Genomic DNA, 23,300 nt, shown 5'->3' with positions numbered 1-23,300 from the left:
AATTTCAGAAGAAGGTTTTAGCAGTTATTTGTAGTTTGTACTTATTTCTTTAATTGATATTGAAAAATTACGATTAGTGAGTACATAAAAAGCAATTTTGCAGTTTTGCAGTTTCGCTTTTTTTATTTAAAAAATATTCCCTCAAAAATGTGTAATTTTAGCCATCTATTAAATCTGAAATTATGAGAAGGGCAGTTCAGAATAAAACTCCTCAATTCACTATTACCGAAAAGAAAACAGAGGTCTATCCTTTTGAGAAAGACGGCTTACAGTTAAAATCTTCTTATACGGCAGAAGACGTTAAAAATCAGGAATTAACGCAGACTTCTCCGGGAATTGCTCCTTATTTAAGAGGTCCGTATTCCACGATGTACGTTCAGAAACCATGGACGATCCGTCAGTATGCGGGTTTTTCCACGGCAGAAGAATCCAATGCTTTTTACAGAAGAAATCTGGCGGCGGGACAAAAAGGTCTTTCCGTTGCCTTCGATCTGGCGACACACAGAGGATATGATTCCGATCACGCGAGAGTTGTGGGCGATGTTGGAAAAGCGGGAGTAGCAATTGATTCTGTGGAGGATATGAAAATTTTATTCAATGAAATCCCTTTGGATCAGATTTCAGTTTCCATGACGATGAACGGAGCCGTTCTGCCGATTCTTTCATTCTATATTGTAGCGGCAGAAGAACAGGGCGTTTCTCAGGATTTGCTTTCAGGAACCATCCAGAATGATATTTTGAAGGAATTCATGGTGAGAAATACCTACATTTATCCACCTGCACCTTCCATGAAGATCATTGCCGATATTTTTGAATATACTTCTCAGAATATTCCGAAATTCAATTCCATCTCAATTTCCGGTTATCATATGCAGGAAGCAGGAGCGACTCCGGTTCTGGAAATGGCTTATACACTTGCCGATGGTCTGGAATACGTAAGAACAGGAATAAAAGCAGGAATGAATGTTGATGATTTTGCACCGAGACTCTCATTTTTTTGGGCAATCGGGATGAATCACTTCATGGAAATTGCAAAGATGAGAGCGGCAAGATATATCTGGGCTGAATTATTAAAGCAGTTTAACCCTCAGAATCCGAAATCTTTAGCTTTAAGAACCCACTCACAGACTTCAGGCTGGTCTTTAACGGAACAGGAACCTTTCAATAATATTACCAGAACCGCAATTGAAGCATTATCCTCAGCGTTGGGCGGAACACAGTCTCTTCATACCAATGCTTTGGATGAAGCGATTGCACTTCCTACAGATTATTCAGCAAAAATTGCAAGAAATACACAGATTATTCTTCAGCAGGAAAGCGGAATCTGCGATGTCGTAGATCCGATGGGCGGAAGCAATCTGGTTGAATCTTTAACGCAGCAAATGATTGAAGAAGCGATGAAATACATCGATGAGGTAGAGCAGGAAGGCGGAATGACAAAAGCCATTGAAGCCGGAATTCCGAAGATGAGGATTGAAGAAGCGGCAGCGAGAAAACAGGCAAAAATTGACAGCGGGGAAGAATTTATCATCGGGGTTAATTCTTTCAGATCAGAATTAAAGCAGGATGCTATTGAAATTTTAGACATCGATAACACGGAAGTCCGCAGAAAGCAGATCGAAAGATTAAATAAAATAAAGGCAGAAAGAAATTCTGAGGCGGTGCATCAGATTTTAAATGAGATCCGTGAAAGTGCCAAATCAGGAAAAGGAAATCTTTTAGCCTTATGTATTGAAGCGGCAAGAAGAAGAGTAACGCTGGGAGAAATGAGCGATGCGATGGAAGAAAGCTTCGGAAGATACAAAGCCAACATCAGAACAATTTCAGGAGTTTACGCCATGAACGCAGGGAAAAACGAATATTTTGAAAAAGCCTTACATCTTACTCAGAAATTTGAGGAAGAAGAAGGGCGCCGTCCACGATTAATGGTTGCCAAAATGGGACAGGACGGTCACGACAGAGGAGCAAAAGTCGTAGCAACAGCATTTGCAGATATGGGATTTGATGTGGATGTGGCACCATTATTCCAGACTCCGGAAGAAGTAGCAAAACAGGCGGTAGAAAATGACATTCATATTTTAGGAGTTTCTTCTTTGGCGGCAGGTCATAAAACTTTGGTTCCGCAGGTGGTTGAAGAGCTTAAAAAACTCGGGGCAGACGATATTACCATCGTTGTCGGAGGTGTAATTCCGCAGCAGGATTACGAATTTCTCTATGCAAACGGTGCCGATTTCATTTTTGGTCCGGGAACCAACCTTCCGAAGTGTGCAGTAGATATTCTGGATAAATTTTTAAATTAAATTAACCTTTTCACCAGATAAGTTGCACAGCTTTTGTACTGTACTCCATAATCAAAACAAAATATTATGGCTTATACAGTAGTTTCCGTATTTCCTGTAACGGTAGATACAGAAGAAATTAAAAAAGATTTAAAAGAAAACGGCTTTGATGAAGCAAATATCATTATTTCCAGATCAAACCTTGAAAGCGGACTGTCAACCGACAATTATCAGGAAGATGAGCAGACCAAAGGATTTTTCGAATATACTTTTGCCCACGACGACGAAATGCTTAATGCTTACAGAAAGCACAGCATCGGAAAAAATAATGTTATCGTTTATGCCGATAATCTCGAACAGGCGGTTTCCGCAAATTCAGTGCTGAATAAGAACGGAGCTTTGCAGGTATACAGAAAACCAGCGGAAGAAAAAACAGATATTCCTGAAGGAATGACGGAAGAAGAGTATAACGGAATTATAGCAAAAGCAAGACACAATATTTACTTCTTAGGATCAGAAAGAGTTTACCATTCCAATATCATCAAAGGAATGGACGATCCGATGGATGATCTGGGATCTAAAGATTAAATGTAAAAATTAAAAAATAAGATAGGCTGCTTCAGAAATGAGGCAGCCTATTTTGCTAAATATTATATGAAAAAAAAACAATTAGGGTAGCAAAACTTTATCAATTGCATGGATAATTCCGTTGCTGCATTGTACGTCGGTTACAATAATATTAGAAACTCTGTTGTTGTTATCTGTAATCTTAGCACCGCCCGTTGTGGTAATCTTAAAACTTCCACCCTGGAAAGTTGGAACCATCATATTGTTTGTAAGATTATTAGATCCTACATTGGCTCCGGTAACTACGTGGTATTTCAAAGTATTTTCCAAAGTCGTTTTTGGAATCGCTGCAAGATTAGCCGCTCCGATTTCAGTAAGAAGAGAAGAGAAAGCACTGTTGGTAGGTGCGAAAACCGTAAACGGAGAATTGGCAGTTCCGCTTAAAATTCCAACAAAATTCGGCATATCACTTCTTGTAAGAGCAGAAACCAAAGACGTAAACTGAGGATTTGCCGTTGCATGAGTAACAATAGTTGGCAAACCGATTACCGCATCTACTTTGTGGATCACTCCGTTGTTGGCATCAATATCTGTGGCAACAACATTCGATACCCCATTAATTTTTACACCGCCATTCGTATTGATAAACATACTGATCGGTCTTGTGGAAGAAGCAGATCCCATAGCAAGAGTAGAAACATAGCCGGTAGAAATTGCTGATGCTTTTACTTCAGAATTCAAAACGTGGTTCATCAGCAAAGTTTTTAATGCCGCCGTAGGAACGTCATTAAGACTTGCATATCCGTTTGCCTGTAAAAAAGTTGCAAAAGCGGCATTTGTTGGGGCGAATAATGTAAAAGTTCCGCTTTGGTTAAGAGTTGCAGAAAGACCTGCTTTGTCGATGGCAGCTTTTAAACTGCTTAAATTACTGTCTGAAGAAACCAGTTCATACGTGGTCTTCTCAGTCATCATGTTGTCATCATTGTCGTCGCAGGAGATAATGCACAGCATGGCAACTCCCGAAAATAGTAGAGGTTTAAAGAAATTTTTCATAATATTATTTGTTAAGATGTAAAATTTTATAGGCAAATATTATACCTTTTTATTTATTTTAGTAAAATTAATTTTATTTTTTGTCATTTTAGCTCTCAAGCCACAAAGAGAGATTGTTGAAAAGAGCAGTCTCCATGAAAAAAAAATTACAGATTCGATAAAAAAACCGAAAAATAATTTTGATATTCAGAAAAATGTATATATTTGCAACGTAAAATAAAGTTTAACCATTTAAAAACAACGAAGTAATGTTTATATCCAATCAGCTTTCAACAGTAGGATTGCCTTTTGCAAAGGCAAGGCTTCGTGGTTTGGTACACTCTTAGAATAACAGTACAATGAAATATCAAAACCCGAAGTCGTAGAGATTTCGGGTTTTTTATTGCGCAATATTTCAAACTCAAAAACAGTTTTCCCGAAAAATCTTTTTAGTATTTAGGATTTCTTTCGAATTAGCAGATGATTTTTATCTGAAGCTATTTCCAGCTTTCCGCTGTATCTTTTTTATTACGACCTGCGCTTCGCTCCGATCGCAACAAAAAAGGATGCCGCTGCAATCTGGGCTAAAAAAAGGATCCGTATCATCATTTCATCGTAAGAAAAATCTTACCGAGGAATGGTAAAAGTAAATTCAACTATAGTTTTAGTTGGAGATGGTTTAATGCAAAAAATGGTTCAGAAATTCTGAAATCCGGCAAACAAATGGAAAAAGATCATCTTCTGTATTCTCGAATAAGAAGTCTGAGAAGCAGGAAAAGAATTATAAAAAAAGATGTAGAAAAACAGATCAGAAAAAAATATAAACGTAAGAATGAGCTTTGGAAAATTAAAAGAGATATTCCTTGGATTCCTTTAGAAGAACCATATCAAAGAGGATTTGTAAGATTTTTCGCCATAACGGAAGATGTAAAGCAAACGAAAGATGCAGAATTCTTTGAAGGCATTCTAAAAAAGATAAACACATTCATGTATTCGGAAGTTCGGCATTTTTTAAAAAAGAAAAAAAAGTTTGGTCGCAGAATATATGTAGAAAAAGACCAAAAATTAAAGTCTCTTTCTTCATATGAATGGAACAATCCAAAGATCCAATTGACTCAGCGGGAAAGACAATACTTTTTAAAAAGAAAAGAATATTGTCCTTTTCGTAAAATGTATTACGACTATTACGATTTTATCGAGCCATGGAGATTTATATTAAGAATAAAACCCAACATGATAACGCATTACAAACCGGTAAATGCAGAGCTGGAAAAAGAATATGCAGAAGTAGAATATTATATAAAGCAATATAAAGTTCAGGGAATTATTCAGAAAAAATTTTATGGAAAGTCGAATTCATGGAAAACAGAATATAAAACTGATCTTATAAAAAGTATAAGATACTTTCACTACAAAATGTCTGCAACTGAGATTGCAGAAAGTTTAGAGGACGACTACGTCCGAAAATTTTAAAACAAAAACAATGGGAAATTTAAAACTTAAAGGAAAAGATATATTAAAATTAGGCTATCCGAACAACCAGAGTGTCAACATCGCGCTGGAAGTTATGAAAAGGAACTTTGCCACAAAAAACATCCATCACGTAAAATCTATTCTAAAAGATATTCTGGTGAATCCCGAAAACTTTGAAAAAGATTTAACCTTCGGACAGATTGCGGAAGCTTTGCTTTCATCCAAGAAAACCGAGAAAAGAATGCTCAATACACATCGGGCGACATTCAATATTTTCGGAAACAATATTTCAGATGAAGCAAAAAATCAGTTATACACCGCACTCAAGCTTCCAATTTCAACACAGGGAGCTTTAATGCCCGATGCACACAGCGGATACGGACTTCCGATCGGAGGCGTTCTCGCGGTAGAAAATGCCGTAATTCCTTACGGAGTCGGGATGGATATTGGTTGCCGAATGAGCCTCAGCATTTTGGATACGCCCATTTCATATCTTGAAGGAGCAAGAGACAAATATGAAAAAGCACTTGCTGAACATACCAAATTCGGAATGTACGAAACACACAAATCTCATGTCGACCACGAGATTTTCGACAGAGACACCTTCGATCTCATTCCGGTTTTGAGAAGATTAAAAGGAAAAGCCATCAAACAGATGGGAACTTCCGGCGGCGGAAACCACTTTGTGGAATTCGGAGAAGTGGAAATTACGGAAGAAGACCAACAGATCGGGCTTCCGAAAGGAAAATACCTCGGAATCCTTTCGCACAGCGGTTCGCGTGGATTGGGAGCAGAAATCGCTCAGTATTATTCCAGAGTTGCGGCAGAACAGTGTCCTTTACCAAAAGAAGCTCAACAATTTGCATGGCTGGATCTGAATACCCACCTCGGATTAGAATATTGGACCGCAATGAATCTTGCAGGAGATTACGCTTCTGCGTGTCATGACGATATTCACAGAAGACTGGTAAAAGCAGTCGGAGGAAGAGTAAAAGCAAAGATCGAAAACCATCACAATTTTGCATGGAAAGAAATCCATAACGGGAAAGAAGTAATCGTTCACCGAAAAGGAGCAACTCCGGCAAATGAAAACGAATTGGGAATGATTCCCGGTTCCATGACGGCGAAAGGATTCATCGTTCGCGGAAAAGGAAATCCGGATTCTCTGAATTCCGCTTCTCACGGAGCCGGAAGAGCCCATTCAAGAGGCGAATGCAGAAGCCTTTTTACTCAAAATGATATTAAAAAAGAATTAAAATTAAAGAATGTCACCTTAATAGGCGGAAATGCAGAAGAAGCACCGATGGCGTACAAAGACATCAACGAAGTGATGAATGCACAAAGTGAACTGGTGGATATTCTGGGAACTTTTCAGCCGAGAATGGTAAGAATGGATAAATGAATTGTTTGATAGGTTGTGGTTGTTAGTTGATGGATTTTAACTACAAACTATCAACCATCAACAAAACAAAAATAAAAAAATGGGAGCACCACATAATATAAAAAGATACGGTGAAGTCTGGCCGGAATTCAGAATTCAGAGCGGACTCGAAATTTTAGAAAAATTAAAAGATAAAATTATTATTTCAGGAGGTTGGGCGTGGCATTTTATGTCTGAAATCGGGCATAAAGAATACAAACACGCGCACGACCATAAGGATATTGATGTCTTTGTGAAAAAAGAAAACGTAGCAGAAGTAGTGATAATCCTTCAACAGGAAGGTTTTCAGAAAGTCTGGACAAGGTACGATCATCTTCAGAGCGAAGAGAATTTCCGAAGATATGAGAAAACAGTTGAGCTGGAAAACGGAAAATTCCACAGGATCACAATCGATTTCTTTGAAAGAAATGATCTTGAAACTGTTGAAGCTAACGGATTTACCGTCGTAAAGCCTGAAGTTTTGCTCACGTTTTACAGAAACATTCATTCCAGCGATAAATGTTGGGCAGTTATGGCTGCAAAAGATTTACTGGAGAAAAGGATTGATCCTATTGGTCATCCGAAATTAAGTGAAATGCCGAAATAAATTAAGATGGAAGACGAGATTAGAAAAGAAATATTCGAATTTATAAATCAGAATTTTTCTGATAACAGAAAATTATTAAGAGAAAAAGCAAACGAATTTTTGAAAAACCCTAATGTAACCAATTTGTTTTTAAATGAATTTGAAAAATTAAATATTGTCGTGCATTTTCAGTCTTTGTCTTCAGAAACTGATAAATTTTCCAAAGAAGAAATGGGAGACATTTCAGATGTCTGGAATTTTTATTTGAATGAAGATATCGATGAGGTAGATAAAAGTAAAGGTTATGAGGATTGGGATTTTGATACATATTTAGAATCAGGAAAACCTCTTCACTGTTGTAAGGTTTGGATTAATTGGTTTTTAAAGCTTTATTATATCCAAAACTTTGAAATAATTAGAAAAGGAGAAGATGAAACAGAGCGAGTTTTAATAATTGTTGATCCTTATGAAAAAGAAAAACACAGTTCAATTTTAAAAGTATTGAAACAAAACGGTTACGAAGAAGTTAAAGATGATTTGGCTCTGTTAAAAGCAGAGTCAGTTTCTACAGATTGTAATGATGATCCGACTGTTTTTGATTGTCTGTTTTCAGATCTTATTTATCCCGCTCATTTTAGAAATAATTACACAAAATGAAAAAAATATACAAGCAGGAACATTTCAAATATTACGAAAACCTTCTCGTAGTCTGTCCGGATTGCGGTGAATATGCTGTCGTGGAAAATGAACACAATTATAAACGGGCAGCTCTGAAATGCAGACATTGCGATTTACAGAAGAATGCATTAGATCTTGTGGTGTACAAAGCTTTTGTCAATCTTTACTGCCCGATTTGTGCACATCCCGTTCGTTATGAGCAAGGCAACTTAAAAGAAAAGCCTAAAATCAGTAATGTAAAATGTGATGCTTGTGATTCCCGGTTTCAGATTCAGCCAAAAACTGAAAAGTATTTGAATTCTTTTCCTAAAGAAGAAGGTTTAATTCACGATCCTGTTTTCGGTTGTCCGTATTATTTTCAGGCAGATTTTAAAGGGAAATTATTCTGGGCGAGAAACAGAGAGCATCTGTTGGAAATGGAAAATTATGTTTCATCAGATTTAAGAACAAGATTACCTTACAGAATGCGAATGGTAGAACGATTACCGACATTTATTAAAGAAGCCAAAAACAGAGAGGCAATTTTAAAAATTTTACAAAAATGGAAAAACTCATACAAATAACCTCAGGAAGAGGACCTTTAGAATGCCAATGGGTGGTGGCAAAAGTTCTGAAACATTTTCTTCAAGAGGCAAAAGATAACAACATAGATTACGAAATTATTCACCGTGAAAATGGCGATGAAAACCTTACTTTGAAATCGGTGACTTTGCTTTTACAATCAAAAAATCTCAATGAATTTTTAAGTACATGGTTAGGAAGCATTTGCTGGATTGGCAAAAGTACATTCCGGAAACTGCATAAAAGAAGCAACTGGTTTATCGGCGTTTTTGAACTGGAGGGATTGGAGAAAATCAATTTTAATGAAAAGGACATTCAGTTTCAGACAACCAGAAGTCAGGGAAGCGGCGGACAAAATGTAAACAAAGTGAATACGGCGGTACGCGCAACGCACATTCCGACAGGACAAAGTGTTTTCGTTCAGGATTCGCGTTCGCAACTGGAGAATAAGAAACTTTCCATCACAAGATTAAAAGGAAAAGTATTGGAACAGAATATTATTCAGCTTCAAAAAAGAATGCAGGAAACATGGAACAATCATCTGAATGTTCAGCGCGGAAATCCGATCCGTACATTTTCCGGAACCGATTTAAAAAGAGTTATGAAGACAAATCTTTTAAAAAACAGAGAAGTCAGCTCAAAAATGAATTAAAAAACTATAACAATGACCTTAACTAAAAATAAATACTATTTTGAGGCTTTAGACAATTATCCGTACAGTTTGCCGGAATGTCTGGAAGCATTGAACTATGCGCTGTCATACGATCCTGAAGATGCAGACAGCCTTTGTCTTATGGGAAGAATATACAGCGAAATGTTATCCTATTATGAAAAGGCAAAGCTGTACTTTGAAGAAGCCATGCAGTGTGATGTGACGAATCTTAATACACCGCAATATTATATTAAATGTCTTCTGGATAACGAAGATTATCACGAAGCCGAAAAACTGATCGATTATTCTTTGAAAATCAAGGGAATTGACAAAGCAACCTTATGGTTTTACAGATCTTTACTTTCTGAAAAGCGCGGCAGTTTTGTGAATGCCCTGAAATTTTTAGATGAATCTGCAAAGTACTGTTTTACAGAATACAGTTTGAATGTGGTAAAGAACCGTAAGAAATTCATCAAATCGAAAATGCCGAAGAAAAAGAAGATGAAAAAAGAGAAGGAGACGAAATAAGTCTCCTTTTTAACATAATATATTTTTTTGACAGCCATTCATAAAAAATCTTAGATTTGCTTAAAATCAATCACATGAATAAAAATATATTTTATATACCACTCTCTGTAGCGGTAATGTTCGCTTACAGTACAGTAAATGCGCAAAATTCTAAATCACTAATTCAGGATTACTATAAAAAAAATGCGCAGCTTACTCAGAAAAATAATTTTGATAATAAGCTCGGATTTATTATTCTTAATGAAGACAATTCCAAAAGCCTTGGTGCAAATATTGTAAACGTACAGCAGACTTACGACGGTCTTCGTGTGTACAATGCTTTAGGCAAGGTTCTGATAAAAGACGAAAAAATTATCTCTGAAAAAAATGATTTTAAAAAAGAGATTGTTATCGGAAATCAGGGAAGTCCGAAGGAAAGAATTCCTGAAGAAACGCTGAAGCAAAATTTAAACTTGAAGGAAATTTCAAGAATAGAGTACTTACCCAATGTTTATTTTGAAAAGAATAATGTATTTGTACTGGCTAAAGAAATTTTTGTATCAGACAAGAAATCTTCAGATGTATGGCACGTAATTGCAGATGCTTCCACAGGAGAAATACTTACTAAAGACAATCTTACGGTAAGCTGTAATTTTGATCATAACGAAAGCAGTGAAGAGAACTCTTATTCAGAACCGGTAAAATTTACTACTGAAAGCTCAGATTCTCAGAAAACGACTTCATTATTAGTTCCGTCTAATGCCACTTATAATGTTTTTCCTCTACCGGTAGAAGCTCCAAGTTTCGGATCGCGCGCTGTTTTAAACAATCCTTGGGATCTCACGGCGTCACCTGAAGGATGGCATTCTACAGGCACAGCAAGCTATACCAATACAAGAGGAAATAATGTGTACGCTTACTCCGATCAGGCAAATGCAAACACACCGGGATATTCTCCGGACGGCGGAGCTGCAAGAAATTTTGACTTCACATTCGCAGAAGGAAGATACATCAATCCGTTTACGCATAAAGATGCAGCCATTACCAATCTTTTTTACATGAACAATAAGGTTCATGATGTATTTTACAAGTTTGGGTTTACAGAGTCGGCAAGAAATTTTCAAACAAATAATTTTGGAAACGGAGGAATTAGCGGAGATGCAGTAAATGCAGAAGCATTCGACGGAAGCGGCTTGAATAACGCCAATTTCAATTCAGGATATGAAACGGTAATCAGCGGAACAACTTACCTTCTTGCGCCAAGAATGCAGATGTATCTTTGGTCAAGAGCACAGACAAGCGCAGATCCTATTTCACGTTATCAGTATAATTCTCCCTCTACCGTTGCAAGCCGTCCAAAAGTTTTAACCGGTGCCGCTTCTTTTGGCCCTTTGCTGTTCGAAGGTCAGTCCGTAACAGGAAATCTTGCTGTTTCTTCACCGGCGGATGCCTGTACACAACCTGCAGCAGGAAGTCTTACAGGAAAAATCGCCGTTGTAACCAGTACTACCTGCGAATACAGTCTTAAAGTTCTAAACGCTCAGAATGCAGGTGCAGTAGGCGTTATTGTTTACAGACCAAGTACAGATACTCCAACAACTATGGGAGCAGGAACCTATGGAAATCAGGTTACAATTCCTTCAATTAACATGGGGAAAACCGAAGGAGAATTTTTAGTAGCACAGATTTCGGGAGGAAATACAATAAACGCTACCTTAATTAATGATTTTAACGGATTTAAACATTCAAGTTTAGACAATGGAGTTGTTGCCCATGAATACGGTCACGGAATTTCCAACAGACTAACAGGACAGGGATACAGTTGTCTTTCTTCAACCAACTCTACTGAACAGATGGGAGAAGGATGGTCAGATTATTTTGCCTTGATGCTTACAACCAGACCGGGAGATACTTCTTCTCTGGCAAGAGGAATGGCAACCTATGTTGCGGAACAGGCAACAACAGGAAACGGAATCAGACCCGCAAAATATTCACCGGACTTTACAGTAAACGGATACACATATAACAATACAAATTCTATGACAGATTCTCACTCGATAGGATTTGTATGGGCTTCCATGCTTTGGGATCTTACGTGGAAATATGTAGAAAAATATGGGTATAACAGTGATGTTTTAGCCAATCCGAATTCAGGAAATGCCAGAATTTTGCAATTGGTAATGGACGGGCTGAAACTTCAGGCCTGCAGTCCTACATTTATTGACGGAAGAGATGCCATTCTTCAGGCAGATCAGGTTAAAACAGGAGGAGCAGACAAATGTATGATCTGGAAAGCCTTTGCTAAAAGAGGTTTGGGAACAGGAGCTTCTGCCGGAAGCAAAACCGTAGGAACAGATCAGGTAGAAAGTTTTACCTATCCTGCAGAATGTGATATTGTACTGGCAACTCAGGAAGCCGGAAACGCAGAAACAAAATATGTCGTTTTTCCAAATCCTACCTATGATGAATTCTTTGTAGGAAATATTGATAAATCCAAGGAAGACGTTAAGGTAAAACTTTTCGATATGTCAGGAAAATTAGTATTCTCCGATACGCGTGAAAATACTTCCAAAAAGGCATTTTCAACCAGAGGATTACAAAAAGGAGTTTATATGGTAAACATCAGACAGGGTGAAAAAACTCAGACAGAAAAACTGATTGTTAGATAAATTATTCAATCAAATAATTTTAATAAGGAAGTCATTTAGGCTTCCTTTTTTGTACATTTAATAATGGAATTAAGATTTGAACGCAGACCGTTATATTTAAAAGAAACATTTTCAATTGCTTACGGGAACTATGATAAAAGAGAAGCCTTGCTCATAGAATTATCTCATCATAAATGTAAAGGTTACGGAGAAAGTGTCGCAATCGATTATTATAATATTGATCTTTGGAGCTTTGTTTTAAGATTAAATGAAATTCAGCCTCAGATTCAAAACTGTAAAATTATTCATCCGGAAGAATTTTTCAAATATCTGTTGAATTTAAATCTGCATCCGTTTTTACTCTCTGCATTAGATTGCGCTTATTGGGATCTTTTCGGCAAACTGGAAAATAAAAGTTTTATTGAATTAAATAATCTTCCATCAGATCATTTAGTTGAAAGTTCCATCACCATTTCTGTCGGTGAAATCGATCATCAGATTGAAAAAATCGAAAAAAGTTCATGGAATAAATTCAAAGTGAAATGCAAAGGCTTAGATAAAAACAACGTTGAAAAATTATTAAAACTTAACAGACATATCGCTCTTGATTCCAATGCAAGTTTTACGGATGAAGATTGTATCTGGCTTCAGGAAAATGATGAGGTTCAGAAGTTTTCTTACCTGGAACAGCCGAGACCAATTGATAATTATAGAATTTTAGAAAAACAATCTTTTGCAAACTGGATGGCAGATGAAGATTGTCAGAATTTGGATTCATTAGACAAGTTAATTTCCTATTATAAAAGCATCAACATCAAATTAATGAAATGTGGCGGATTAACCCCTGCTTTAGAAATGATCAGAAAAGCAAGAGCATTGAATTACAAAATCATGATCGGCTGTATGACGGAATCTACCGTGGGAATTTCTGCAGCCTGTAATTTAACAGGAATGGCAGATTACGCCGATTTAGACGGAGCTAATTTGATCTCAAATGATTATGCAGCAGGAAGTTTTGTGAAAAGCGGAAAAATTATTTTATCTTTAGAATCAGGTTTGGGAATCATGATTAAATAAGTGAATAATGAATCGTCAATTACACTTTGTCATTGAATTTTTAAAAATCTTTGCAATTAGCATTTAGCTCATAGTCGCAAAACAAAAATAGACTTCAAAAGAAGCCTATTTTTTGTTTGCTGAAATCAGATAATCATAAACCATTTGATGCTGATCTTCCGATAATTTCGCTTTCGGAGCCATTCTGCTTAATGTTTTTATCCAGCCCTGATCGTCGTGTTTTGCAGGATCCGGCAATTTGTGGCATCTGTTGCAGGAATTTTCAAAGATGGTTTTTCCCTGAGCCAATTGTTCGGATGAGGTGTATTTTGGTCCGGTTACCGCTACACTTTTTGGTCCGCACGATACAACGATGGTTGCAGAAGCTAACGTCATACCCAAAATCAGTTTTTTCATATTACTATTTTTTGTTGTGATTTATTTTTTTGCAGATACGATATAATCGTACACCCACTGATGCTGTTCATCGGTAAGTCTTGCTTTCGGAGCCATTGAATTCATAATTCCTACCCACTGAACAGAAGTATGGGAAGCCGGATTCGGTAATTTGTGACATCTTCCGCAAGAGTTTTCGAAAATTGTTTTTCCTTGTGCAATTTGTTCTGCTGTAGAAGTCGAAGCTACAGGAGCCGTTGCTGTTGAAGCTTTTGGAGTACAGGATGCCAGTAAAACGGCAGCAAATGATGCTACAGCGATAAGTTTTTTCATGTTTTTTAACTGTTTATTCAAACAAATGTAGCAAATTACCGTTTCCATTGATAAAATTGTACATAATTTAGAAGAAATAAAAATTACAACACGAGTCAGAAAGTTTATTTTCAATGTTTAATTATTAATAATAAAATGAATAAAAAGTATTCGAAGAAATTCCCCTCCAGGGGAGGGGAGTCAAAAATTCGGAAGAATTTTTGACGGGGTGTTTAGAGTAAATTAAATTCTAAATATTTTATCTGAAGCTGTTTCCCGCTTTCCGTACTCGCTATTTTAGGGTTTCGGCGGCAGCGAAGCTGCCGCCGAAACCCTAAAATGAGCTCAGACAAATACTCCAATCGGGGCTAGGTCAGAGTTCAGTTACAATATTTCTGATGCATTGTAATGAAAGACAAACCTAAAAACTCAACTTAAACATTCCGTAATCCAATAAATTCCCTCTTGACCATTCCCGTTTAATTGTCTATTTTTGAAACAATGAAATTTTCTACAGAAGAGCTAATAGAAGGAATAAGATCGGGAAACAAACGCCTGATCGCAAAAGCCATTACATTAGTTGAAAGTAAAAAAGCCGAACACAGAATACAGGCAGAAGAACTCCTCAAACAAATCATGCCTTTTACCGGAAACTCAACCAGAGTAGGAGTTACGGGTGTTCCGGGAGCCGGAAAATCAACTTTCATTGAAAATTTCGGAAGACTTGCCATTGCCAATGGCAAAAAAGTGGCAGTTTTAGCCATTGATCCAAGTTCAGCCATCAATAAAGGAAGCATTTTGGGCGATAAAACCCGCATGGAAGAACTTGCCAAAGAAGAAAATGCATTTATCCGACCTTCCCCGAGTTCCGGATTTCTGGGCGGAGTGGCAAACACAACTTTTGAAACCATGATGATCTGCGAAGCGGCAGGTTACGATTATATTTTAATAGAAACCGTTGGAGTAGGGCAGTCTGAAGTTTTGGTTGCCGATATTACGGATGTTTTTTTATTCTTAAAAATCATTGGCGGCGGAGATGAACTTCAGGGCATCAAGCGCGGAATTATGGAAATGGTGGATGTTATTTTCATCAATAAAGTCGATCAGGACAACCTTCAGAAAGCCAAAAATACTAGACTGGAATTAAAAAGAGCCTTAGATTTTATGCCACCAAAAGAAAAAGACTGGAAAATTCCTGTTTTACTGGGGTCTGCTTTAAGTAATGAAGGTCTGAATGATGTTTTTGAAAAGATTGATGATTTTATTAATCTTAAAAAGAAAACCAACCGTTTCGAAGAGGTAAGAATCCAACAGGCAGAAAAACGGTTTGAATATTGGGTTCAGGAATATATTCTGTCCATGATGAAAAAAAATAATTCCGTGGAAGAAGCATATCTTCTGCACAAAAAAAATGCTTCAGCCATGATTTCAAATCCAAGTACCGAAGCAAAATTATTTGTGGATAAATTTTTGTCTAAAGAATAGTTCAATTAAAGCTTTTCTTTCTCCTCTTCATTTTTCGTAATATATCCGTCATACGAAATTGGCTGTCTGTCGTTGCTTCTGATAGAAGTAAAAGCCTTTCCGTTTTTGAAAACCTCAATATTGATTTCATCAACAGAACTTTGGTCATTCACTTTAATTTTTACGATCCATTTTCCCTTTTTTCCCTGAGACTTTGTCACGGTAAAATCTTTTGAAGTAAATCTGTAACTGTTTTGGGTCGTATTTCCGTAAGTAGGATTAAAAACTCTTCCGAAATAAGGCAGTACAACCTCAAGTTTATCTTTTCTCAGATCAATAGAATAATTGCTTCCCGAAAGATCAAGAATTCTCGACGCTGTAGCGTTGGGAAGAGAACCCATCACATTAATAACGTCATAATTCGTGGGTGTAGCTCTTTCTGCATGAAACGAGAAGTCTTCGGAATTCACAAGTGCTGTTACAGCGGAAGGATCTGTAGCGGTTTGAGAAGAGCAGTTTTGGAAGATCATCAGAAATCCAAAAACAAATATAATCGAAATATACTTTTTCATAATACTAAAATAATTGTTAAATTTATATAGCAAATTATATGCAAATATATTGTTTAAAATTATTTTGGAACAAAAATTGTAAAGGTTGAACGTATACACTCGCACTATGAAAATAAAACACATTTTTGGAATTGGAGCCGTTGCCCTGTCGGTTGCTGCTTGTACTACAAACCCAATTACGGGCAGATCTTCTCTGCAGCTGGCAAATAACTCAGAAATTATGACCATGTCTGCTCAGGAATACAAAACAACATTAGGAAAATCTAAAGTGATTTCCGGAACTGCAGATGCGAAAAAAGTGGTAAGTGTAGGTTCCAGAATAAAATCTGCTGCCGAAAGATATTATCAGCAAATCGGGCGTTCCGCAGATCTTGCGAACTACAATTGGGAATTTAATCTTCTTCAAAGCAACGAGCTCAATGCATGGTGTATGCCGGGCGGAAAAGTTGCCGTATATACAGGAATTTTACCGGTTACAAAAAATGAGAACGGTTTGGCTGTGGTAATGGGACACGAAGTTTCTCATGCTTTGGCAGGACACGGAAACGAAAGAATTTCTCAGGCTATGATCGCACAATATGGCGGACAAATTTTGGGAGGATCTATTTCCAATTCTCAATGGGCGAGCGTTTTCCAGCAGGTTTACCCAATTGGATCTCAGGTTGCTTTATTGAAATACGGAAGAAATCAGGAGTCTGAGGCAGATCAGATGGGATTATATTTAATGGGAATGGCAGGTTACGATCCAAGAGAAGCAATTCCTTTCTGGAATAGAATGGAAGCTGCATCTACAGGAGCAAGACAACCGGAATTCCTTTCCACTCACCCGAATCCTGAAACAAGAATCTCGGATATTAATAAAAATTTGCCTAAAGCTTTAGAATATTACAAGGCTGCAGGTGGAAAAATATAAATCATAAAGAATTTAATCTTGAGTAAAAGCCTTGTTGAATTTTAATAAATTTGATGGGGCTTTTTAATTAAACACTTAAACACAACACTATGAAAAATTTAACCATTATCGGGCTTGTACTTTTAGCCTTATCTATTCTGCTTTTTTATTTAACGTCTAATAATTTTACCATTAATGATCTTCAGATGTCTCATATTATGGGAATCTTAGGAGGGATTGGAATCGGTTTAATTATCGGCGGAATGGTAGGGTATGTAAGTAAAGGAAGTGCCATAAAAGCTGAGCAGAAAAGAAAAGAATTTAAGCAGTTGCAGAAAGATAAGGAAGATCTTGAACAGCAGGCTGCAGAAATTGCAAGACGTGAAGCAGAACTTCGCAGTCGTGAAAATCAAAATCCTCAAATCTAATGATCTGAGGATTTTTTTATCAGTTGTTATTTTCGCCGGTTAAAATTTATATCCCACACCTACCATAAATAAGTTAGGTCTGTTATCGTATCTGATTTCCTGACCGGAAACCTTATTAATAAAGTTTCTGGAATCTTTACTGAAAGCTCCTTCATATTTGGCATTGACAAGAAATTTTTTAATTTCAAGCTGTGCCCCGAATTGATAGCCTACTGTAAAATTATCCTTTGCATTTTCCTGAAAATCGTTAAAAGTATCTTCTTTGCTTAAATTATAACTTGCAACAGGACCTACATACACTCCTAAAAAGTCACCTAAAACTTTATGTCCGATTAATACAGGTAAGTCCAGACGGTTGTTTTTAATATCGAAAGTGGTATTGGATGCAGGATCTGTAAAATCACTTTTAAAAGTCGTATAATACAATTCCGGCATTAGAAAGAACGATGCAGGAAGATTCGCTTTTAAAGAAAGACCAATATTGAAGCCTACATTATTTTTACCTTCTCCTTCAATTGCCTGGTTTACGGTTCCTTTAATGTTTTTCCATGAAGGAGATCCCGTAGGAAAAATTAAATTTGCTTTTCCTGCAAGGGAAATTTGTGCAGAAGCAAACATAGAAAAACCTATTAATGCGATACTAAGTGCCTTTTTCATTATCTTCTATTTTTGTAATGGTATTATCAATAGTTTTATTATTCTCAAGCAGATATTCTCTCAGTTCTTTAAATAATTCTGATGAATAAACGAAATCAATAAGGTTTTTATTGCCTGCCGTAATCAGAACGTCTTTATTTCCTTCCCATTCTTTAATTCCCAGTCTCAGATAGACAATTTTTTCTCCAATCGTCATTACCGAATTCATATCGTGGGTATTGATGATCGTTGTTGTGTTATATTCCTTGGTAATTTCAAGCAAAAGATCATCGATGACGTTCGATGTATAAGGATCCAGTCCGGAATTTGGCTCATCACAGAAAAGGTATTTCGGATTGTTGACAATAGCTCTTGCAATTGCCACACGTTTCTGCATCCCTCCCGAGATTTCAGAAGGGAATTTTCGGTTGGCTTTATCCAGATGTACTCTTCCGATAACATCAAAAACCCTTTTTTTCTTTTCTCTGAATGTTAAATTGGTAAACATATCCAGTGGAAACATAATATTTTCTTCCACCGTTAAAGAATCAAACAAAGCACTTCCCTGAAATACAGTCCCGATTTCTGAACGAAGATGCTGTTTTTCCTCACGCGTCATTACATTGATGTCTTTTCCGTCGAAAAGAATCTCTCCCGATGTCGGCTGATAAACATTCAGTAAACTTTTAAGGAAAACCGTTTTTCCGGAACCACTCTGCCCGATAATTAAATTTACCTTTCCTTTATCGAAAGTTGTTGAAATTCCTTTAAGTACTTCAACTTCATCAAAACTCTTTTTAAGATCTTTTACCTCAATCATCAGCTTAAAATTAATTGGGTTAATAATAATTCCGAAAGAATAATAAATACCATCGTCCAGACTACCGCCTGAGTACTCGCTCTACCTACTTCCAGAGAACCTCCTTTTACATTATATCCGAAATAGGATGGAACTGTAGCAATAATAAAGGCAAAAACAATTGTTTTGGTAAATGCATAATAAATAAACAGATTAGGCATATACATCTGGATCCCCACAACATAATCATTGGTTGTCCAGTTTCCCGTTAAAATTCCAGCCACATAACCGCCTCCGATACCAAAAACAATACTGATGGCGATTAACAGAGGATTAAAAATAACACAGGCAATAATTTTAGGTAAAATAAGAAAGTTTGGGGAATTTACTCCCATAATGTCCAGTGCGTCGATCTGCTCGGAAACCCTCATCGTTCCGATACTTGAAGCAATATAGGAACCTACTTTTCCGGCAAGGATCAAACTGATGATGGTTGGAGAAAACTCCAGAACTAATACTGCTTTCGTAGCATATCCTACAAATGATGGAGGAATAGGGAAATCGGAAGCATCAAAATTGTTGAACATCTGAATGGCAACAACAGCTCCCACGAATATTGAAGTAAAGATCACCAACCCGAAAGAGTTGACGCCCAAATCGTTGATTTCTCTCATGAACAGCTTCCAGAAAACCTTCATTTTCTGAGGCTTCTGAATAGATTTACCAAGAAGAAGAATGTATTCTCCGACTGCTGTAAAAAACTTTTTTAACATTCTGCTAAATTAGACTTTTTTTATTGAATTAAATTAAACTTGAGACTAAGACTGAAGCTCTGTTTTAATATTAAATTTAGTATATCATAATGTAGACCAAAAACATTATTTTGCATTTTTATCTCCGCCTACCACCAATAAAATTGTTTTCAAAATAATGACAAGATCCAGTAAGAAACTCCAGTTTCTTACGTAGAAAGCATCTGCCAAAACTCTTTTGTTCATTTCCACTTCCACATCTCCTGCATCACCGCGAAGTCCGTTTACCTGCGCAAGACCCGTAATTCCGGGACTTACCATACTTCTTAAACTGTATCTTCCGATTTTAGGTTTGTAATAATCGTCTACAGCCAACATATGCGGTCGCGGCCCTACAATAGACATTTCACCTTTCAAAACATTCAGGAACTGAGGCATTTCATCGAGGCTTGTTTTTCTTAAAAATTTCCCGATTTTCGTAATTCTGGAATCATTTTCCGAAGTGGTTTTGGTAGACGATTCATCGTTCACAACCATTGTTCTGAATTTGATGCATCTGAAAACTTCTTCATGGAAACCATATCTTTCCTGTATGAAAAAAACCGGACCTTTAGAAGATGAACGGATTAATATGGCAATGATCGGAAAAAGCCAAGAACAGATTCCCACCAAAACAATTACTGAAAAAATAACATCGAAAGTTCTTTTCAGTAAAAAATTGGAATGATAATCTAAAGGATATTTTGCCTGATTGAGGACAGGCTGCGTCTGAATATAGCCAATATCATACAGAAAAAAATTGTTCTGAACAATGCTTGGAATAAGGGAAATGTGTACTTTATTGGCTTCTGCCAATCTGAAAATCTCTCTTTCCTGTTTTTCGTTGTATATATTTTCGGTCGGAATAAATAAGGTATGAATTCCGTTTGTCTTCCAGAAATCAATCAGTTCTTCAGCTTTAATTTCAGAATTTTTATAGTCGAATATTTTATAACCGTAATCTCTTCTCTCCTTTAAAATATTCTTTAAAACTTCTGTAGAGCTGTTTTCGCTCAGGAACATGACGTTCCTGTGGTTGATTCCGAGACTTCTGAAGTATTTAATTCCAAAATAAATTAAAGATTTCGCAAGGAAAATAAAGAAGAACAGGTAAAACGAAAGCCAGTAAATATCTGAATTGAAAAATACATTATAACTAACTTTTCCGATGAGTAAAACTCCGATAATAAACAGCAAAAAATGAATTAAAAGCCTTTCTAAGAATAAAGTATAAGTAAGGTTTCTCGGAATATTATAAATCTTTGTCCTGCCGCTGAGAAGCATCCAGAACAGAAATAATAATGCCAGAGAAAATAAATTCTGATACCAGGTTTCCTGATTGTATTTTAAATTTTCATTTCTGCTCAGAAAAAAGAATATAAAAATAGATGCAATAACCATAAGGTCAAGCAAAACGATGATCGATTTCAGGTATCTGGAGTATCGAATTCTCTGCATCTATCAGTATTTCGGATACGAAAGGCTAAGTTACATATTTTTTACGGGATATTCAGGTACTTATGGGTCTGAACTGAGGCTCTCCATTCCGGATGTTCTAAAATGAAGTCTGTAATTTTAGGATACATTTCATCTCTTTTGCTCCATTCACTCTGAAGATACAAAGTACAGTTTTCCGAAACTTTTGCGGCCTGTTCCTCTGCAAATTTAAAATCATTGTTATTGAAAACGATCACTTTAAGCTCATGAGCTTTGGCGTAAATTTCTTCTTTCGGAAGTCCTGTTTTCTTTGGCGAAAGCGTAACCCAGTCGATTTGTCCGCTCATAGGATAAGCGCCCGAAGTCTCAATATGGATGGAACAGCCTAATTCTTTTAACTTTCCGGTTAAAATATCAAGATTCCACATCAAAGGTTCACCGCCCGTCAAAACAATCGTTTTACAGTGTTTAGCTGCGGTTTCGGCAATCTCTTCTGCATTCATTAACGGATGCAGATTCGGATCCCAGCTTTCTTTTACATCACACCAATGGCAACCGACATCGCAACCACCTAATCTGATGAAATAGGCTGCTTTTCCGGTATGCGCTCCTTCTCCCTGAAGAGTGTAAAAATGCTCCATTACAGGGAGCATTTTACCTTCTTTTAATAATATTTCTTCTGTTAAATTCATTTTAAAATTAGTCGTTATAGACCGAAGTTTTATAAGCAATGATGGTATTTTTCATCAGCATCGCTCTCGTCATAGGTCCAACTCCTCCCGGAACCGGCGTGATCCAGCTTGCTTTTGCTGCACAGCTGTCGAAATCGACGTCACCCGCCAAATAATATCCTTTTGGAGAATCGTCGTCTACTCTTGTAATACCTACATCCACAATTACAGCTCCTTCTTTTATCATTTCACCTTTTAAAAAGTGAGGATCACCTAAAGCGGTAATTACGATGTCTGCTTTTTTAGTATATTCTTCGATGTCTTTTGTGTAAGAATGCGTTAACGTTACCGTAGAATTTCCCGGGAAATCTTTTCTTCCCATCAGAATGCTCATCGGTCTTCCTACAATTTTACTTCTTCCGATAATTACACAGTCTTTACCTTTTGTTTCAATATTATATCTTTCTAGTAATGTTAAAATTCCAAACGGTGTTGCCGGTAAGAACGTATCCATTTCCAAAGCCATTTTTCCGAAATTTTCAGGGTGGAAACCGTCAACATCTTTTCTCGGATCAATTGCGTTGATGATTTTTTCCTGATCAATCTGCTTTGGTAAAGGCAACTGAACGATAAATCCGTCTACTGCTTTCGACTTATTTAATTCATCGATCTTTTCCAATAATTCAGATTCTGAAACGGTGCTTGGAAATTTAATTAAGCTCGATTGAAATCCAACTTCTTCACAATCTTTTACTTTTGCATTTACGTAAGCCTTACTTGCTCCGTTGTTTCCCACAAGAATGGCTACCAAATGCGGCGCTCTTCTCTTGCTGGCAAGAATTTTTTCTACTTCAGCTTTGATTTCCTGTTTTATTTCTTTGGATACTTTTAATCCGTCAAGAATTTCTGCCATTTTTACTTTTATTACTTTTTATTAGATTTTTATGGATATTTTTCCGGATTCTGGTGTGTGCAGAAGACGGAGAGGATATAAATCATTTTTTCATCTTCACTAATTTCATAGAAAATAATGTAAGGAAATTTCTTTACAGTGAAAGCTCTTACATTTCTATGCCTTTTCTGAAAATACGGATTTGTAATTATTCTATCAATTGCCAGATCTAATTGTTTATTGAAGTTTTTTAAAACTTTTACCGAGATATCAGCATAATACTTTGTTGCTTCTTCAATATCTTTTTCGGCAGTGGGCAAGAATTTATAATTAAAGTCCATATTTAGCTCTGATTCTTTTTAAAGATTCTTTGCCATCTATTGCTTTTGATCGGTCTTGTTTTAAAGCTTCATCAATCACCCTTTTCATTTCATCCGTCAGTTCAAAATCATCCTCATTTTTTTCAAAGCTGATTTTCATCTTTTTCAAAAGATTTTCCATTAAAGTTTCTTCTTCTTTATTTTTAAGATGAATGGTAATAGTACTCATAT

25 protein-coding genes and 1 pseudogene are annotated in these 23,300 nt (G+C 36.6%); 14 read left to right on the top strand and 12 right to left on the bottom strand.

Features of this window, described 5'->3' with window-relative positions:
• The first annotated feature begins 182 nt into the window (after window positions 1–182).
• Together scpA and DD829_RS06950 are read left to right on the top strand one after the other, a co-directional pair.
• Window positions 183–2,300 carry a methylmalonyl-CoA mutase gene (scpA, locus tag DD829_RS06955; RefSeq protein WP_108411464.1) on the top strand — a complete coding sequence of 706 codons (2,118 nt, stop codon included), beginning with the start codon at window positions 183–185 and terminating at the stop codon, window positions 2,298–2,300.
• A gap of 66 nt (window positions 2,301–2,366) precedes the next feature.
• Entirely contained in the window at window positions 2,367–2,867 is a 501-nt protein-coding gene (locus tag DD829_RS06950) for a hypothetical protein (protein ID WP_108411463.1), read from the top strand.
• A gap of 81 nt (window positions 2,868–2,948) precedes the next feature.
• Here the strand turns inward: DD829_RS06950 and DD829_RS06945 are convergent, their stop codons facing one another.
• Window positions 2,949–3,899: a fasciclin domain-containing protein gene (locus DD829_RS06945; protein ID WP_108411462.1), complete on the bottom strand. Its 951-nt coding sequence runs from the start codon at window positions 3,897–3,899 to the stop codon at window positions 2,949–2,951.
• 702 nt (window positions 3,900–4,601) lie between these two features.
• Between DD829_RS06945 and DD829_RS06940 the strand changes: the two genes are divergently transcribed.
• The 9 genes and pseudogenes from DD829_RS06940 to DD829_RS06900 all read left to right on the top strand — a co-directional run bounded on the left by DD829_RS06940 (window position 4,602) and on the right by DD829_RS06900 (window position 13,480).
• The gene (locus tag DD829_RS06940; protein WP_108411461.1) at window positions 4,602–5,351 is read left to right on the top strand and encodes a hypothetical protein; all 750 of its coding nucleotides are present in this window, start codon (window positions 4,602–4,604) and stop codon (window positions 5,349–5,351) included.
• A gap of 10 nt (window positions 5,352–5,361) precedes the next feature.
• Window positions 5,362–6,753 carry an RtcB family protein gene (locus tag DD829_RS06935; RefSeq protein ID WP_108411460.1) on the top strand — a complete coding sequence of 464 codons (1,392 nt, stop codon included), beginning with the start codon at window positions 5,362–5,364 and terminating at the stop codon, window positions 6,751–6,753.
• Window positions 6,754–6,832: 79 nt separating this feature from the next.
• Complete coding sequence (locus tag DD829_RS06930; RefSeq protein WP_108411459.1) at window positions 6,833–7,378, top strand: nucleotidyltransferase domain-containing protein; 546 nt, start codon at window positions 6,833–6,835, stop codon at window positions 7,376–7,378.
• Window positions 7,379–7,477: 99 nt separating this feature from the next.
• Window positions 7,478–8,014: a hypothetical protein gene (locus DD829_RS06925; RefSeq protein WP_123906824.1), complete on the top strand. Its 537-nt coding sequence runs from the start codon at window positions 7,478–7,480 to the stop codon at window positions 8,012–8,014.
• Window positions 8,011–8,598, top strand: a complete 588-nt coding sequence (locus DD829_RS06920; RefSeq protein ID WP_108411457.1) for a hypothetical protein — start codon at window positions 8,011–8,013, stop codon at window positions 8,596–8,598. Before DD829_RS06925 ends, DD829_RS06920 begins: the two co-directional genes overlap by 4 nt.
• A pseudogene (prfH, locus tag DD829_RS06915) lies at window positions 8,577–9,274 on the top strand (peptide chain release factor H). Before DD829_RS06920 ends, prfH begins: the two are co-directional and overlap by 22 nt.
• Window positions 9,261–9,776 carry a tetratricopeptide repeat protein gene (locus DD829_RS06910; protein WP_108411456.1) on the top strand — a complete coding sequence of 172 codons (516 nt, stop codon included), beginning with the start codon at window positions 9,261–9,263 and terminating at the stop codon, window positions 9,774–9,776. Before prfH ends, DD829_RS06910 begins: the two are co-directional and overlap by 14 nt.
• Before the next feature lie 74 nt (window positions 9,777–9,850).
• Window positions 9,851–12,424, top strand: coding sequence for a T9SS-dependent M36 family metallopeptidase (locus tag DD829_RS06905; protein WP_108411455.1), 2,574 nt, complete (start codon window positions 9,851–9,853; stop codon window positions 12,422–12,424).
• Between the two features lie 63 nt (window positions 12,425–12,487).
• On the top strand, window positions 12,488–13,480 hold the full coding sequence (locus DD829_RS06900) for an enolase C-terminal domain-like protein (protein WP_108410142.1): 993 nt from the start codon (window positions 12,488–12,490) through the stop codon (window positions 13,478–13,480).
• A 105-nt stretch (window positions 13,481–13,585) separates the two neighbouring features.
• On the opposite strand, the gene DD829_RS06895 is transcribed toward DD829_RS06900, so the two are convergent.
• On the bottom strand, window positions 13,586–13,876 hold the full coding sequence (locus DD829_RS06895) for a cytochrome C (protein ID WP_108410141.1): 291 nt from the start codon (window positions 13,874–13,876) through the stop codon (window positions 13,586–13,588).
• A 21-nt stretch (window positions 13,877–13,897) separates the two neighbouring features.
• On the bottom strand, window positions 13,898–14,188 hold the full coding sequence (locus tag DD829_RS06890; RefSeq protein WP_108410143.1) for a c-type cytochrome: 291 nt from the start codon (window positions 14,186–14,188) through the stop codon (window positions 13,898–13,900).
• Between the two features lie 480 nt (window positions 14,189–14,668).
• On the opposite strand from DD829_RS06890, the gene meaB reads away from it, so the two are divergent.
• Window positions 14,669–15,652: a methylmalonyl Co-A mutase-associated GTPase MeaB gene (gene meaB / locus DD829_RS06885; RefSeq protein ID WP_108410140.1), complete on the top strand. Its 984-nt coding sequence runs from the start codon at window positions 14,669–14,671 to the stop codon at window positions 15,650–15,652.
• Window positions 15,653–15,657: 5 nt separating this feature from the next.
• On the opposite strand, the gene DD829_RS06880 is transcribed toward meaB, so the two are convergent.
• Window positions 15,658–16,203, bottom strand: coding sequence for a DUF4251 domain-containing protein (locus tag DD829_RS06880; protein WP_108410139.1), 546 nt, complete (start codon window positions 16,201–16,203; stop codon window positions 15,658–15,660).
• A 106-nt stretch (window positions 16,204–16,309) separates the two neighbouring features.
• Between DD829_RS06880 and DD829_RS06875 the strand changes: the two genes are divergently transcribed.
• Together DD829_RS06875 and DD829_RS06870 are read left to right on the top strand one after the other, a co-directional pair.
• Complete coding sequence (locus DD829_RS06875; RefSeq protein WP_108410138.1) at window positions 16,310–17,116, top strand: M48 family metallopeptidase; 807 nt, start codon at window positions 16,310–16,312, stop codon at window positions 17,114–17,116.
• An 89-nt stretch (window positions 17,117–17,205) separates the two neighbouring features.
• Window positions 17,206–17,523, top strand: a complete 318-nt coding sequence (locus DD829_RS06870; protein ID WP_076393815.1) for a hypothetical protein — start codon at window positions 17,206–17,208, stop codon at window positions 17,521–17,523.
• Window positions 17,524–17,562: 39 nt separating this feature from the next.
• Here DD829_RS06870 and DD829_RS06865 read toward each other — a convergent pair whose 3' ends face one another.
• The 8 genes from DD829_RS06865 to DD829_RS06830 form a co-directional block, all read right to left on the bottom strand.
• Window positions 17,563–18,180, bottom strand: coding sequence for an outer membrane beta-barrel protein (locus DD829_RS06865; protein ID WP_076393814.1), 618 nt, complete (start codon window positions 18,178–18,180; stop codon window positions 17,563–17,565).
• The gene (locus DD829_RS06860) at window positions 18,164–18,979 is read right to left on the bottom strand and encodes an ABC transporter ATP-binding protein (RefSeq protein WP_076393813.1); all 816 of its coding nucleotides are present in this window, start codon (window positions 18,977–18,979) and stop codon (window positions 18,164–18,166) included. The genes DD829_RS06865 and DD829_RS06860 overlap by 17 nt, the downstream gene beginning before the upstream one ends.
• Complete coding sequence (locus DD829_RS06855) at window positions 18,979–19,731, bottom strand: MlaE family ABC transporter permease (protein WP_076393812.1); 753 nt, start codon at window positions 19,729–19,731, stop codon at window positions 18,979–18,981. Before DD829_RS06855 ends, DD829_RS06860 begins: the two co-directional genes overlap by 1 nt.
• Before the next feature lie 105 nt (window positions 19,732–19,836).
• The gene (locus DD829_RS06850; protein WP_076393811.1) at window positions 19,837–21,207 is read right to left on the bottom strand and encodes an exopolysaccharide biosynthesis polyprenyl glycosylphosphotransferase; all 1,371 of its coding nucleotides are present in this window, start codon (window positions 21,205–21,207) and stop codon (window positions 19,837–19,839) included.
• A 41-nt stretch (window positions 21,208–21,248) separates the two neighbouring features.
• On the bottom strand, window positions 21,249–21,878 hold the full coding sequence (locus tag DD829_RS06845; RefSeq protein WP_108410137.1) for a 7-carboxy-7-deazaguanine synthase QueE: 630 nt from the start codon (window positions 21,876–21,878) through the stop codon (window positions 21,249–21,251).
• A gap of 7 nt (window positions 21,879–21,885) precedes the next feature.
• Entirely contained in the window at window positions 21,886–22,770 is an 885-nt protein-coding gene (locus DD829_RS06840) for a bifunctional 5,10-methylenetetrahydrofolate dehydrogenase/5,10-methenyltetrahydrofolate cyclohydrolase (RefSeq protein WP_108410136.1), read from the bottom strand.
• Window positions 22,771–22,799: 29 nt separating this feature from the next.
• Window positions 22,800–23,090 (bottom strand): type II toxin-antitoxin system RelE/ParE family toxin, encoded by a 291-nt coding sequence (locus tag DD829_RS06835; RefSeq protein WP_108410135.1) that lies wholly within the window; start codon window positions 23,088–23,090, stop codon window positions 22,800–22,802.
• Entirely contained in the window at window positions 23,080–23,298 is a 219-nt protein-coding gene (locus tag DD829_RS06830; RefSeq protein WP_056010943.1) for a hypothetical protein, read from the bottom strand. Before DD829_RS06830 ends, DD829_RS06835 begins: the two co-directional genes overlap by 11 nt.
• Window positions 23,299–23,300: the final 2 nt, after the last annotated feature.

Source organism: Chryseobacterium sp. HMWF035 (genome assembly GCF_003094695.1).
Taxonomy (GTDB): domain Bacteria; phylum Bacteroidota; class Bacteroidia; order Flavobacteriales; family Weeksellaceae; genus Chryseobacterium; species Chryseobacterium gambrini.
The sequence above is the reverse complement of the archived record's forward strand: the minus strand, read 5'-3'. Positions and strand labels throughout refer to the sequence as shown.

Coding starts and splice junctions, on each gene's coding strand:
- DD829_RS06895 (WP_108410141.1), bottom strand. CDS start 13,876: ATGAAAAAACTGATTTTGGGTATGACGTTAGCTTCTGCAACCATCGTT.
- DD829_RS06890 (WP_108410143.1), bottom strand. CDS start 14,188: ATGAAAAAACTTATCGCTGTAGCATCATTTGCTGCCGTTTTACTGGCA.
- DD829_RS06840 (WP_108410136.1), bottom strand. CDS start 22,770: ATGGCAGAAATTCTTGACGGATTAAAAGTATCCAAAGAAATAAAACAG.
- DD829_RS06870 (WP_076393815.1), top strand. CDS start 17,206: ATGAAAAATTTAACCATTATCGGGCTTGTACTTTTAGCCTTATCTATT.
- DD829_RS06835 (WP_108410135.1), bottom strand. CDS start 23,090: ATGGACTTTAATTATAAATTCTTGCCCACTGCCGAAAAAGATATTGAA.
- DD829_RS06910 (WP_108411456.1), top strand. CDS start 9,261: ATGACCTTAACTAAAAATAAATACTATTTTGAGGCTTTAGACAATTAT.
- meaB (WP_108410140.1), top strand. CDS start 14,669: ATGAAATTTTCTACAGAAGAGCTAATAGAAGGAATAAGATCGGGAAAC.
- DD829_RS06855 (WP_076393812.1), bottom strand. CDS start 19,731: ATGTTAAAAAAGTTTTTTACAGCAGTCGGAGAATACATTCTTCTTCTT.
- DD829_RS06830 (WP_056010943.1), bottom strand. CDS start 23,298: ATGAGTACTATTACCATTCATCTTAAAAATAAAGAAGAAGAAACTTTA.
- DD829_RS06905 (WP_108411455.1), top strand. CDS start 9,851: ATGAATAAAAATATATTTTATATACCACTCTCTGTAGCGGTAATGTTC.
- DD829_RS06900 (WP_108410142.1), top strand. CDS start 12,488: ATGGAATTAAGATTTGAACGCAGACCGTTATATTTAAAAGAAACATTT.
- DD829_RS06845 (WP_108410137.1), bottom strand. CDS start 21,878: ATGAATTTAACAGAAGAAATATTATTAAAAGAAGGTAAAATGCTCCCT.
- scpA (WP_108411464.1), top strand. CDS start 183: ATGAGAAGGGCAGTTCAGAATAAAACTCCTCAATTCACTATTACCGAA.
- DD829_RS06950 (WP_108411463.1), top strand. CDS start 2,367: ATGGCTTATACAGTAGTTTCCGTATTTCCTGTAACGGTAGATACAGAA.
- DD829_RS06935 (WP_108411460.1), top strand. CDS start 5,362: ATGGGAAATTTAAAACTTAAAGGAAAAGATATATTAAAATTAGGCTAT.
- DD829_RS06945 (WP_108411462.1), bottom strand. CDS start 3,899: ATGAAAAATTTCTTTAAACCTCTACTATTTTCGGGAGTTGCCATGCTG.
- DD829_RS06920 (WP_108411457.1), top strand. CDS start 8,011: ATGAAAAAAATATACAAGCAGGAACATTTCAAATATTACGAAAACCTT.
- DD829_RS06860 (WP_076393813.1), bottom strand. CDS start 18,979: ATGATTGAGGTAAAAGATCTTAAAAAGAGTTTTGATGAAGTTGAAGTA.
- DD829_RS06875 (WP_108410138.1), top strand. CDS start 16,310: ATGAAAATAAAACACATTTTTGGAATTGGAGCCGTTGCCCTGTCGGTT.
- DD829_RS06880 (WP_108410139.1), bottom strand. CDS start 16,203: ATGAAAAAGTATATTTCGATTATATTTGTTTTTGGATTTCTGATGATC.
- DD829_RS06865 (WP_076393814.1), bottom strand. CDS start 18,180: ATGAAAAAGGCACTTAGTATCGCATTAATAGGTTTTTCTATGTTTGCT.
- DD829_RS06850 (WP_076393811.1), bottom strand. CDS start 21,207: ATGCAGAGAATTCGATACTCCAGATACCTGAAATCGATCATCGTTTTG.
- DD829_RS06940 (WP_108411461.1), top strand. CDS start 4,602: ATGGAAAAAGATCATCTTCTGTATTCTCGAATAAGAAGTCTGAGAAGC.
- DD829_RS06930 (WP_108411459.1), top strand. CDS start 6,833: ATGGGAGCACCACATAATATAAAAAGATACGGTGAAGTCTGGCCGGAA.